The sequence below is a fragment of the Hydrogenophaga sp. 2FB genome, from assembly GCF_005503365.1.
Lineage (GTDB): Bacteria > Pseudomonadota > Gammaproteobacteria > Burkholderiales > Burkholderiaceae_C > Hydrogenophaga.
Genome location: NZ_SCML01000025.1, coordinates 1 through 12,205 on the forward strand (window position 1 = coordinate 1; position 12,205 = coordinate 12,205).

At 67.2% G+C, this 12,205-nt stretch carries 12 protein-coding genes; 9 read left to right on the forward strand and 3 right to left on the reverse strand.

What is annotated here, in order from left to right; genetic code table 11:
• Positions 1-32: 32 nt before the first annotated feature.
• The 4 genes from boxA (at position 33) to FFS09_RS15745 (ending at position 5,468) form a co-directional block, all read left to right on the forward strand.
• The gene (boxA, locus tag FFS09_RS15730; RefSeq protein WP_137919841.1) at positions 33-1,334 is read left to right on the forward strand and encodes a benzoyl-CoA 2,3-epoxidase subunit BoxA; all 1,302 of its coding nucleotides are present in this window, start codon (positions 33-35) and stop codon (positions 1,332-1,334) included.
• Positions 1,335-1,622: 288 nt separating this feature from the next.
• A complete protein-coding gene (gene upp, locus FFS09_RS15735; RefSeq protein ID WP_137919842.1) occupies positions 1,623-2,255 on the forward strand; it encodes a uracil phosphoribosyltransferase in 633 nt (210 codons plus the stop codon).
• 211 nt (positions 2,256-2,466) lie between these two features.
• Positions 2,467-5,034: an ABC transporter permease gene (locus FFS09_RS15740; RefSeq protein WP_137919843.1), complete on the forward strand. Its 2,568-nt coding sequence runs from the start codon at positions 2,467-2,469 to the stop codon at positions 5,032-5,034.
• A gap of 14 nt (positions 5,035-5,048) precedes the next feature.
• Positions 5,049-5,468, forward strand: a complete 420-nt coding sequence (locus tag FFS09_RS15745; RefSeq protein ID WP_137919844.1) for a group II truncated hemoglobin — start codon at positions 5,049-5,051, stop codon at positions 5,466-5,468.
• Positions 5,469-5,557: 89 nt separating this feature from the next.
• Here the strand turns inward: FFS09_RS15745 and FFS09_RS15750 are convergent, their stop codons facing one another.
• The gene (locus FFS09_RS15750) at positions 5,558-6,301 is read right to left on the reverse strand and encodes an SDR family oxidoreductase (protein WP_137919845.1); all 744 of its coding nucleotides are present in this window, start codon (positions 6,299-6,301) and stop codon (positions 5,558-5,560) included.
• A gap of 101 nt (positions 6,302-6,402) precedes the next feature.
• Between FFS09_RS15750 and FFS09_RS15755 the strand changes: the two genes are divergently transcribed.
• Positions 6,403-7,302, forward strand: a complete 900-nt coding sequence (locus FFS09_RS15755; protein WP_137919846.1) for an AraC family transcriptional regulator — start codon at positions 6,403-6,405, stop codon at positions 7,300-7,302.
• Between the two features lie 20 nt (positions 7,303-7,322).
• Here the strand turns inward: FFS09_RS15755 and FFS09_RS15760 are convergent, their stop codons facing one another.
• Complete coding sequence (locus tag FFS09_RS15760) at positions 7,323-7,961, reverse strand: Smr/MutS family protein (protein WP_137919847.1); 639 nt, start codon at positions 7,959-7,961, stop codon at positions 7,323-7,325.
• A 47-nt stretch (positions 7,962-8,008) separates the two neighbouring features.
• Positions 8,009-8,701 (reverse strand): RadC family protein, encoded by a 693-nt coding sequence (radC, locus tag FFS09_RS15765; protein ID WP_137919848.1) that lies wholly within the window; start codon positions 8,699-8,701, stop codon positions 8,009-8,011.
• 112 nt (positions 8,702-8,813) lie between these two features.
• Here radC and FFS09_RS15770 point away from each other — a divergent pair, with 112 nt between their 5' ends.
• The 4 genes from FFS09_RS15770 (at position 8,814) to FFS09_RS15785 (ending at position 12,201) form a co-directional block, all read left to right on the forward strand.
• Entirely contained in the window at positions 8,814-9,260 is a 447-nt protein-coding gene (locus tag FFS09_RS15770) for an FKBP-type peptidyl-prolyl cis-trans isomerase (RefSeq protein ID WP_137919849.1), read from the forward strand.
• Positions 9,260-10,234: a 4-hydroxy-3-methylbut-2-enyl diphosphate reductase gene (ispH, locus tag FFS09_RS15775; RefSeq protein ID WP_137919850.1), complete on the forward strand. Its 975-nt coding sequence runs from the start codon at positions 9,260-9,262 to the stop codon at positions 10,232-10,234. The genes FFS09_RS15770 and ispH overlap by 1 nt, the downstream gene beginning before the upstream one ends.
• A gap of 46 nt (positions 10,235-10,280) precedes the next feature.
• Positions 10,281-11,597, forward strand: a complete 1,317-nt coding sequence (gene serS, locus FFS09_RS15780) for a serine--tRNA ligase (RefSeq protein ID WP_137919851.1) — start codon at positions 10,281-10,283, stop codon at positions 11,595-11,597.
• A gap of 166 nt (positions 11,598-11,763) precedes the next feature.
• Complete coding sequence (locus tag FFS09_RS15785) at positions 11,764-12,201, forward strand: YciI family protein (protein WP_137919852.1); 438 nt, start codon at positions 11,764-11,766, stop codon at positions 12,199-12,201.
• Positions 12,202-12,205 lie beyond the last annotated feature (4 nt).

Sequence of the window (12,205 nt, forward strand, 5' to 3'; positions counted from 1 at the left end):
CCCCTAGAGGGGGAGGGCTTCAGGAGACACCCATGAACGCCACTGCCGAAGCCGCTGTCATCAAGCAGCACCTGATCGATCCCGAGATCTGCATCCGCTGCAACACCTGCGAGGCCATCTGCCCGGTGCAGGCGATCACGCACGACAACCTCAACTACGTGGTCGATGCCTCGAAGTGCAACCTGTGCATGGACTGCATCTCGCCATGCCCGACGGGTTCGATCGACAACTGGCGCACCATGCCGCTCGTGCGCGCCTACACGACCGCCGAGCAACTGACCTGGGAATCGCTGCCGGCCGAGCTGCCGCCGGAAGAACTCGAAGGCCTGGCCGAAGCCGGTGCCGACGCGGCGGTGGCACCACCCGCCGCGGCACCACCCGCCGTGGCGAAGGACGCCAGCGGTGCGGAAACGTTCAACTCCTCGGCCTATGGCGCCACGCTGCCGCCCTGGTCGGCCGCGCACGCCTACAGCAACATCTACAGCCCCAAGGCCGCACAGAAGACCGTGACCGCCACGGTGGTGGGCAACGTGCGCGTGACCGAAGTCGGCAAGACCGCCGGCAGCGACTACGACACGCACCACATCGTGCTCGACTTTGGCGCCATGCCATTCCCCGTGCTCGAAGGCCAGAGCATCGGCGTCGTGCCGCCCGGCACCGATGCGATCGGCCGCACGCACCACGCGCGCCAGTACTCCATCGCCAGCCCGCGCAACGGCGAACGTCCGGGCTACAACAACCTGTCGCTCACCATCAAGCGCGTGCTGCAGGACTATGACGGCGACCCGGTGCGCGGCGTGGCGAGCAACTACATGTGCGACCTCAAGGTGGGCGACAAGGTGGAGGTGATCGGGCCGTTCGGCACCAGCTTCCTCATGCCGAACCACCCGCGCTCGAACATCGTGATGATCTGCACCGGCACCGGCAGCGCGCCCATGCGCGCCATGACGGAGTGGCGTCGGCGCCTGCGCGCCTCGGGCAAGTTCGAAGGCGGCAAGCTCATGCTGTTTTTCGGTGCGCGCACGCAGGAAGAGCTGCCGTACTTCGGCCCGCTGCAAAGCCTGCCCAAGGATTTCATCGACATCAACTTCGCATTCAGCCGCACGCCCGGGAATCCGAAGCGCTATGTGCAGGACGCGATGCGCGACCGAGCGGCCGATCTTGCGGTGTTGCTGCAGGACCCGAACACCTACTTCTATGTCTGTGGTCTGAAGAGCATGGAAGAGGGCGTGGTGCTCGCGCTGCGCGATGTGGCGCAAGGCGCCGGCTTGAACTGGGAAGCCATTGGTGGTGCGCTCAAGCGCGAAGGCCGTTTGCACCTCGAGACGTACTGATCTTTCGTTCGTCCCGTTTCGCGCGGACTGGGTGGGCAAGGTCGGATGGTCCGGGACGCCGGGCGACGGCCGCTCTCGGGCGTCTGCCCGGGTAGGCGAGCGCTGCTTCGTCAACACCGGGTGGGCGCGCGGCCTCTGTGGCAACCGCGAATAGGGCCGCCGTCCTGGCGCGAGGTAGCCGCCTGAAACGCAGCACTCCGCAACACCCAACACACAGGCCAAGACACCAGCGGAGCCACCTTCGCGCATAAACTCGGCGCACTCCCTGTACACCCCGGAACCCGCCCCATGAGCCGAGACGTCCACCTCATTGACCACCCCCTGGTGCAGCACAAGCTCACCCTGATGCGCCGCAAGGACACCAGCACCAAGAGCTTTCGCGAGCTGGTGCACGAGCTGAGCGCGCTGCTGGCCTACGAGATCACGCGCGAGATGCCGATGCAGGAGATCGACATCGAAACGCCGCTGGAAACCATGAAGTCGCGCGTGATCGACGGCAAGAAGGTCGTGCTCGCCTCCATCCTGCGCGCGGGCAACGGTTTTCTGGACGGCATGCTGCAGGTGATCCCGGGTGCGCGCGTCGGCCACATCGGCCTGTACCGCGACCCCGCCACGCTCAAGGCGGTGGAGTACTACTTCAAGATGCCGCAAGGCATGGAAGAGCGCGACGTGATCGTGCTCGACCCCATGCTCGCCACCGGCAACTCGGCCGTGATGGCGGTCGACCGCCTCAAGAAAACCAACCCGCGCTCGATCCGCTTTGTCTGCCTGGTGACCTGCCCCGAAGGCCTCAAGACCTTCCACGATGCGCACCCGGACGTGCCGGTCTACACCCCCGCGGTGGACCGTGGGTTGAACGAGCACGGTTACATCGTGCCGGGCCTCGGCGATGCGGGCGACCGCATCTTCGGCACCAAGTAGAGGTACCCTCCGCGCCGCGCCTTCGGCGCGTCACCCCCCTCAGGGGCAATGCCTGCGGCCTGGCAAAGCCCGTTCCGCGGCATTTCTGGAAGGCTCCCCCTCGGGTGTGGCGCTGTTGGTTTCCCGTGTTCAGGAACCCATTCACCGTCCTTCAGGACAAACCGGTCTTTGACATCCAGGGCTATCGCTCTTGCGGTAACGTGTGCAACGCATGACCAACTCTTCCTCCCCCGCCCCTCTGCCCATCCGTTTCTGGACCCTGGGTTGGTCTTCCCTGGTGCGCGACTGGCGCGCGGGTGAGTTGCGCTTGCTCATGCTCGCCGTCACGCTCGCGGTGGCGGCGCTCACAGCCGTCGGCTTCTTCGCCGACCGCCTGCAGGGCGGTTTGCAGCGCGACGCCCGCGCCTTGATCGGCGGCGACGCGGTGGTGCGCAGCGACAACGCACCGCCTGTGGCCATCGAGGCCAAAGCGCGTGAACTGGGTCTGTCGGTCGTGCAGACACTCACTTTCCCCACCATGGGCCGCGCGCGCGACGAAGACGGCGGCGCGGCGCGCCTCGTGGCGCTCAAGGCCGTGGGCGAGGGCTACCCCTTGCGCGGCAGCCTGCGCGTGGCCGAAGCACTGGGCGCCATCGATGCCACCACGCGCGAGATCCCCGCGCCCGGCACCGCCTGGGTCGACGGCGCGCTGCTCGCGGCGCTGGACCTCAAGGTCGGTCAAGCCCTGCTGCTGGGCGACAGCTCGTTCACCATCGCGCGCCTCATCGTCGCCGAGCCCGACCGGGGCGGTGGCTTCATGAGCTTCGCGCCGCGCGTCATGCTCAACAACGCCGACCTGCCGGCCACCGGCCTGGTGCAGCCCGCCAGCCGCCTCAGCTACCGCCTGGCCGTGGCGGGCGACGATGGACGTGTGGGCCAGTTCACCCGCTGGGCCAAACAAGCCATCGAACAGCGCGACGTGCGCGGCCTGCGGCTCGAAGCGCTGGAAAGCGGTCAGCCCGAAATGCAGCGCACGCTCGGCCGCGCCGAACAGTTCCTCAACCTCGTGGCCCTGCTGGCCGCGCTGTTGTGCGCCGTGGCCGTGGCGATCGCCGCGCGTGGCTTCGCACAGCGCCACCTCGACGACTGCGCCATGCTGCGCGTGCTCGGCCTCTCACAAGGCACGATGGCGCGCGCCTACACCTTCGAGTTCGCGCTCACCGGCCTCATCGCCAGTGCGCTCGGTGTCGCGATTGGCTACGCGGTGCACCACGTGTTCGTGGTCCTGCTCGCCGGCCTGGTCGAAGCGAGCCTGCCCGCGCCGGGCCTCACGCCGGTGCTGCTCGGCCTGGGCATGGGATTGACGCTCATGATGGCCTTCGGCCTGCCGCCCGTGCTGCAACTGGCGCAGGTGCCGCCGCTGCGCGTGATCCGCCGCGACGTCGGCCAGCTCAAGCCCGCCACGCTGGTGGTGCTCGGCGTGGGCCTGGTCGGCTTCGCCGTGCTGCTCATGGCCGCCAGCCGCGACCTGCTGCTCGGCGGCATCGCCGTGGGTGGCTTCGCGGGCGCGGTGCTGCTCTTTGCGCTGGCCAGCCTCGCGGCCGTGCGCGTGCTGCGCGCCAGCGTGAACGAAAACACCGCGCCGCGCGCGCTCGTCATGGCCACGCGCCAGTTCACCGCCCGACCGGCCTATGCCGTGGTGCAGATCAGCGCGCTGGCCGTGGGTCTGCTTGCGCTCGTGTTGCTGGTGTTGCTGCGCACCGACCTCATCTCCAGCTGGCGCAACGCCACCCCGCCCGACGTGCCCAACCGCTTCGTCATCAACGTGCAACCCGAGCAGAGCGACGCCTTCCAGACCGCCTTGCGCACCGCGGGCGTGCAGCGCTACGACTGGTTCCCCATGATCCGTGGCCGACTGGTCAGCATCAACGGCAAGACCGTCAACCCCGAGGACTTCGAGGGCGACCGCGCGCAACGGCTGGTGGACCGCGAGTTCAACCTGTCCAACATGGCGAGCGCGCCCGAGCACAACCCCATCGTCGCGGGCCAATGGACCGAGAACGAAGCCGACGCGCTCAGTGTGGAGGAGGGACTGGCGGAAGAACTGGGCTTGAAGCTCGGCGACCGGCTCGCGTTCGACATTGCGGGCCAGGTCACCGAAGGGCGCATCACCAGCCTGCGCAAGGTCGACTGGGGCTCCATGCGCGTGAACTTCTTCGTGGTGTTCCCTTTGGCCGAAGTGCCCAACGTGCCGGTGAGCTACATCAGTGCGTTTCGCGCGCCCGACACCGCGAACGGTCACGGGGGCGCCAACGGATTCGACAACGCGCTGGTGCGCGAATTTCCCAACATCACCAACGTCGACATGACCCAGACCATCGCGCAGGTGCAGCGCGTGCTCGGTCAGGTGATCGGCGCGGTGGAATTCCTGTTTGCCTTCACGCTGGCCGCGGGCCTGGTGGTGCTGCTGACCGCCATCACCGCCACGCGCGGCGAGCGCGAACGCGAGTTCGCCATCCTGCGAGCGGTCGGTGCGGGCTCGGGGTTGCTGCGCAACGTGCAGCGCATCGAGTTGCTCGGTGTCGGCTTGCTGGCCGGCTTCCTCGCGTCGGTCGTGGCCGTGGCGGTGGGTTGGGCGCTGGCGCGCTACGTGTTCCAGTTCGCCTGGACCGCATCGCCCTGGGTGCCCTTGGCCGGCGCGCTCGCGGGCGCGCTGCTCGCGCTGATGGCCGGCTGGTGGGGCTTGCGCAGTGTGTTGCGCACGCCGGTGGTGGAGACGCTGCGCAAGGCCGCAGAGTGAACGACTGATTGACCATGAACATCCCTCTGTACAAACCCCAGGAACCCACGCGCCACGCCACGCCGTTCGAATGGATCGGCGGCGAAGAGAAAGTGCGCGAACTCGTCGAACGCTTCTACGACCTGATGGACATCGAGCCGCAATACGCCGCGCTGCGCGCCTCGCACGGCAGCACGCTGGACAACGCACGGCAGCGGCTGTTCTGGTTCCTCTGCGGCTGGCTCGGCGGCCCGCAGCACTACACCGACAAGTTCGGCCACCCCATGCTGCGCGCGCGGCACATGCCGTTCGCCATCGGCATTCAGGAACGCGACCAATGGCTCGCCTGCATGGACCAGGCGATGGGTGAAACCGGTGTGGATCCCGCGCTGAGAGAACGGCTCAAGACGAGCTTTTTTCAGACCGCGGACTGGATGCGGAATTCGCCGGCGTGAGTGAGGGCTGGGGCCCAGCCGACCAGGGTGGCCGCGAGGCACGCGGCGGCGAGCAGGGCCATGCGCGGCGTGTTCATGTACTTGATGCCTTATCTCGCCCGGGCGAGCGCCACCGCGTCCGCGCCCGCTGGGAAACGAAGCTGCGGGTCGCTGGTGGTGGCGGCGTGCCACACCGCCGCTGCCACGTCGGCCTCGGTGGTGACCGCATCGGTCTGCGCGAACGAGGTGAAGACGCGCTGCGCGTAGGGTGCATAGGCCTGCGGGATCAGGCCCTGCATGCGCTGACTGCCATTGCTCGTGAAGCGCGTGGACGGCGCATAGCCGGGCTCGATCAGCTTCACGCGCACGCCGAAGTCTTGCAGCTCGAAGGCGAGCGAGGCGGTAAAGCCCTCCACGGCCATCTTGCTCGCGGTGTACACCGCCACCAGCGGCATCGGGGCCAGCGTCGCACTGGAGGTGACGTTCACCACCACACCCGTGCGGCGCTCCCGAAACTGGGGCAGCACCGCCTGCGTCATCGCCATGACGCCGAATGTGTTGGTCTCGAAGACCGCTCTTGTGGTGGACATGGGCGTGGCCTCGAAGGCACCGAAGAGGCCGATGCCCGCGTTGTTGACCAGAACGTCGATGGGCCCGCTGTGTGCCAGCACGGCGGCAATGCTCGTCGGGTCCGTCACGTCGAGCGGCAGCACACGCAGGCGCGCCGAGCGCGGCAACAGGTCTTCGCGCGGGTTGCGCATGGTGGCGATGACGTTCCAGCCTTGCGCGTGGAAGTGGCGTGCGGTTTCGAGGCCATAGCCCGAGGAGCAGCCGGTGATCAGTGCGGTTTTCATGGTGGTTTCCGTAGAGGGGGTTGACAAGCCCTGAACGATATCGATCAATAGCAGGACGATCTACATTTGAATATCCAGTTTTTATTTGCAATCGTCCTTTCATGACCGATCCACTCGCCGACGTCATCGCCTTGTTGCAGCCCCGCGCCGTGTTCTCCAAAGGCATCAGCGGCGCCGGATCCTGGGCGGTCCGCTACACGGCCTTCGGGCATCCGAGCTTCTGCGTGGTGCTCGAAGGCGAATGCTGCCTCGCCGTCGACGGTCAAGCCCCCATCACGCTGCAGGCCGGTGACTTCGTGCTGCTGCCCGCGACGCCCGCGTTCGTCATGTCCGGCGTCGATCCGGTGGCCATGCCCGTTCCCGTCGACCCGACGGCGTTGCCCGAGCCCACCGGCGAGGTGCGGCACGGCAACCCCGACGGGCCGCCCGATGTGCGCCTGCTCGGCGGCTATTTCGTCTTCGATTCACCCGACGCGGCCTTGCTCGTGTCACTGCTGCCGGCGCTGCTGCACGTGCGAGGGATCGAGCGCCTGTCTGTGTTGGTGCAACTGGTGAATGGGGAATCCCGCGCACAACGGGCGGCGGGGGATCTGGTGCTCTCGCGGCTGGTGGAGATCCTGTTGATCGAAGCGCTGCGGTCGACGTCGGGGCACGACTCGCCGCCCGGCCTCTTGCGCGGCCTGGCCGATCCGCGCATGGCGCAGGCCATGCGGCACATGCACGGCGAGCCCGAGCGTGACTGGACTGTGGCGCAACTGGCGAAAGCGGCGGCACTGTCGCGCTCCGCGTTCTACGAACGCTTCATGCGCACCGTGGGCGTGCCGCCGATGGAGTACCTGCTGGCCTGGCGCATGGCACTGGCCAAGACCTTGCTGCGCCAGCGCGAACTGGCGATGGCCGAGGTCGCCGCGCGCGTCGGTTATGGCTCGGCCAGCACCTTCAGCACCGCTTTCAGCCGCCACGTGGGCCAGTCACCGGGCCGGTACGCGAGGGCGAACTGAGGTCCACTTGTGCCCGGTCCTTACCCCGGGCGCAACAACACCACCACTGCCCCAGCCCCACCCTCGGCCGGGCGCGCCTGCACAAAGGCCATCACCTCGTTCTTCTGCACCAGCCAGCGCAGCACGCGGTTCTTGAGCACCGGCGTGCGCCCGGGTGAGCCCAGCCCCTTGCCGTGCACCACACGCACGCAGCGCAGACCGGCCTGGTGCGCCTCGCGGATGAAGCGGCCCAGGGCCTCGCGGGCTTCGTCGGTGCGCAGGCCGTGCAGGTCGATCTGGCGCTGGATGCTCCAGCTGCCTTCGCGCAGCTTGCGCACCACGGTAGGGCCGAGGCCAGGGCGGCGAAAGCTCAGCTGTTCGTCGGTGTGCAGCAGGGTCTCGATGTCGAACTCATCGGACAAGGCCTCGCGCATCACCGCGGCTTCGTCGCGCTGGCGTTGCACCGGCACCGGCGCGACCGGTGTGCGATGCGGCTCGATGCGGGCGCCCGCGCGCGGCAGCGGTTGCACCGGTCCCACCGCCAGTTCGAACAGCTTGTGCTCGCGCTCGCGCCGCAGCGCAGCCAGACGCTCAAGCTCGCGTTGAGCGGCCTCGCGCGCGGCCTGTTCGGCCATTGCGCGTTTGAGCACTTTCAACTCGGCCAGCGTGTTCACTTTCATGGTGAAGCATTGTGGCCCAGCGCCCGTGGCCGCACGGCCGATGCGGGCTACACCAGCCCTTGTTCGGCCATGGAAATGGCCCCATGGCGGGTGACGATGAAGTGGTCGAGCACGCGCACGTCCACCAGCGCCAGCGCGCTTTTGAGCGTGCGCGTCAGGGCGACGTCGGCGTGCGAGGCCTCCGCCACGCCGCTGGGGTGGTTGTGCGCCAGCACCACGGCAGCGGCGTGCTGGTGAAGGGCGCGCAGCACGATTTCTCGGGGGTAGACGCTGGCTTGCGACAAGGTGCCGCGAAACAGCTCTTCTAGCGCGATCAGGCGGTTCTGGCTGTCGAGAAACAGCACGGCGAACACCTCGTGCTCCTTGTTGCCGAGTTGCAGCTGCAGGTAGTCGCGCACGGCCTGCGGGCTGTCGAAAAGGGTCTTCTGCTCCAACTTCTGCGCCAGCGCGCGTCGCGCCAGCTCCAGCACGGCGAGCACTTTGCCTCGCTTGGCGGGCCCGAGGCCCTTGATTTGCCGCAGCGCATCGGCGCCGGTGTGCAAGAGGCCGTTGATGCCGCCAAAACGGTCCAGCAATTCCTGTGCGAGCTGCAGCACGTTTTTGCCGGGTATGCCGGTGTTCAGCAACAGCGCCAGCAATTCGCCGTCGCTGAGCGCGCCTGGGCCGCGCGACAGCAATTTTTCGCGTGGGCGTGAGTCCGCTGGCAGGCCCTTGAGCCCGAGCGTGATAAGGCCATCCATATGCGTTTTCTCCCTGATTGAAGCCACCTTTTTACAATAGGGCCTCTCGCGGTCGTCCCGGCCGTTTGCGCGCCTGTCGGGCGGCGCCTTTTATTTACGTACTTCCCCCACCATGCCCCACGTCCAAGAAGGTTCTTTCCTCACGCTGCACTACCGCATGACCGGCCCGCAGGGCCAGGTCATCATCGACACGTTCGAGGGCAAACCGGCCACGCTCAGCCTTGGGGCCGGCGAACTGTCCCCCGCGATCGAACAGCGCCTGCTGGGGCTGGAGGAAGGCACGCAAACGGTGATCGAGCTGGCCGAAGGCGAGGCCTTTGGCGAACGCCAGCCCGACATGGTGCAGTGGGTGGCGCGCAAGCTGCTCAACGAGCTGGGCGACCCGCACGAGCAGTACGCCGAAGGCGATGTGGTGCAGTTCCCCACGCCCGACGGCCTGGGCAGCTACGCGGGAGCGGCGGTGGAGGTGCGGGAAGACGGCGCGGTGCTGTTCGACTTCAACCACCCGCTGGCTGGCCGCGCGGTGCGTTTTGAAGTGCAGTTGATTGGAGTGCTTTGATGGCGGTTGAATCGCAAGAGATCGTTCTCGCCGAACCGCGCGGCTTCTGCGCCGGCGTGGACCGCGCGATCGAGATCGTCGAGCGCGCGCTGGTCAAGTTCGGCCGGCCGATCTACGTGCGCCACGAAATCGTGCACAACACCTATGTGGTGAACGACCTCAAGGCCAAGGGCGCGATCTTCATCGAAGAGCTGTCCGACGTGCCGCCCGGCGCCACGCTGGTGTTTTCCGCGCACGGCGTGAGCAAGGCGATCCAGGACGAAGCCAAGCAGCGCGGCTTCCACGTGTTCGACGCCACCTGCCCCCTGGTGACCAAGGTGCACGTGGAGGTGGCCAAGCTGCACCGCGAGGGCTACGAATTCATCATGATCGGCCACAAGGGCCATCCCGAGGTGGAAGGCACCATGGGCCAGCTCGACAGCGGCATCCACCTGGTGGAAGACGTGGCCGACGTGGCCCATGTGCAGCCGGCGCAGAGCGACAAGCTCGCCGTGGTCACGCAGACCACGCTGTCGGTGGACGACGCGGCCGAGATCCTGAACGCGGTCAAGGCGCGCTTCCCGAGCGTGCGCGAACCCAAGCAACAGGACATCTGCTACGCCACGCAGAACCGGCAGGACGCGGTGAAGTTGCTCAGCCCGCAGGTGGACATCGTGATCGTGGTCGGCAGCCCGACCAGCTCCAACAGCAACCGCCTGCGCGAGCTCGCGGTGAAGCTCGGCACCGAAAGCTACATGGTGGACAACGCCGACGAGCTGCAGGCGGCGTGGTTCGAAGGCAAGAGCCGCGTGGGCCTGACCGCCGGGGCTTCGGCGCCCGAAATCCTGGTGCGCCAGGTGATCGATCGCATCAAGGCGCTGGGCGCGATTTCCGTGCGCACCCTGGACGGCCTGACCGAAACCACCAAGTTCCCGCTGCCCAAGGGCCTGAAGATCGAGGGCGAGGACGCCAACACGCTGCAGCACCTGCGCTGACGGCGTGCTTGCGGGTCCGGCCAGGCCGCAAAACTACAATCGCCGCATGCTAGACATCGTTCAACTGAGAAAAGACCTTGACGGGGTCGTGGCGCGCCTGCAAACCCGCAAGCAACCGCAACCCTACCTGGATGTGCCTGCCTACCAGGCGCTGGAGTCCGAGCGCAAGGCGCTGCAGACCCGAACCGAGGAACTGCAGAGCCAGCGCAACACGCTGTCCAAGCAGATCGGCATGCTCAAGGGCAAGGGCCAGCACGCCGAAGCCGATGCGGCCATGGCCCAGGTGGCTGCCTTCAAGGCCGAACTCGACAGCTCGGGCGCGCGGCTCGAGGTCATTCAAACCGAATTGCAAACCCTGTTGTTGGCCGTGCCCAACCTGCCGCACGCCAGCGTGCCGGTGGGCGCGGACGAAAGCGCCAACGTGGAACTGCGCCGCTGGGGCACGCCGCGCACGTTTGACTTCGAGGTGCGCGACCACGTCGACGTGGGCGCGAAGCTGGGCCTCGATTTCGACACCGGCACCAAGCTGGCTGGCTCGCGCTTCACCTTCATGCGCGGCCCCATCGCCCGCCTGCACCGCGCACTCGCCCAGTTCATGCTCGACCTGCAGACGCAGGAGCACGGCTACACCGAGTGCTACACGCCCTACATCGTGAACGCCGAATCGCTGCACGGCACCGGCCAGTTGCCCAAGTTCGAGGGCGACATGTTCGCCTTGAAGAAGGGCGGCCAGGAGGGCGAGGAAGTGCCCGACACGCAGGCGCTCTACCTCATTTCCACCAGCGAAATCACGCTGACGAACACCGTGCGCGACACCGTGGTGGCCGAGGCCGAACTGCCCATCAAACTCACCGCGCACACGCCGTGCTTCCGCTCCGAAGCCGGCAGCGCGGGGCGCGACACGCGCGGCATGATCCGCCAGCACCAGTTCGACAAGGTGGAAATGGTGCAGATCGTGCACCCCGAGAAGAGCTACGAGGCGATGGAAGACATGACGCGCCACGCCGAAGCCGTGCTGCAGAAGCTCGGCCTGCCGTACCGCGTGATCGTGCTGTGCACCGGCGACATGGGTTTTGGTTCCAGCAAGACGCACGACCTCGAAGTGTGGGTGCCCGCGCAAGGCACGTACCGCGAGATCAGCTCGGTGTCCAACTGCGAAGCGTTCCAGGCGCGCCGCTTGCAGGCGCGCTTCAAGAACGCGCAGGGCAAGAACGAGCTGGTGCACACGCTCAATGGTTCTGGCCTGGCCGTGGGCCGTGCGCTGGTGGCGGTGCTGGAGAACTACCAGAACGCCGACGGCAGCGTGACCGTGCCCGAGGTGCTGCGGCCCTACATGGGTGGGTTGGAGCGGCTCGCGCCCTGAGGCGCGTCCCCACCGGCGTGACCGGGCACGACGGGCTCGCTCAGGCAAGAGAAACCGGCTTCGGCCGGTTTTTTTGCGGCCGTTTGTCGAGAATGCGTTCGCTGGCCCGTCGTCGGTTCAGGATCTCGACAGAGCATCCCCCATCCGTAACCCACAGGAGAACGACATGCGATTCATGATCATGGTCAAAGCCACCAAGGACAGCGAAGCGGGCGTGATGCCCACCGAGGCCGAGTTCACCGAGATGGGCCGGTTCAACGAGGAGCTGGTGAAAGCGGGTGTCATGGAGGCCGGTGAAGGCCTGCACCCCAGTTCGAAAGGCGCTCGCGTGCGCTTCTCGGGGCGCGACCGTCAGGTCGTTGACGGCCCCTTCTCCGAAACCAAGGAGTTGGTCGCCGGCTTCTGGATCTGGAACTGCGCCTCGCGGCAGGAAGCGATCGACTGGGTCAAGCGCTGCCCGAACCCGATGCGCACCGACTCCGAGATCGAGATCCGCCAGATCTTCAGCGCCGAGGATTTTGGCGACGCACTCACGCCCGAACTGCGCGAGCAGGAAGAGCGCTTGCGCGCGCAGGTGGCCGAGCAGGGCAAGCCCGCGCGCTGAGCGC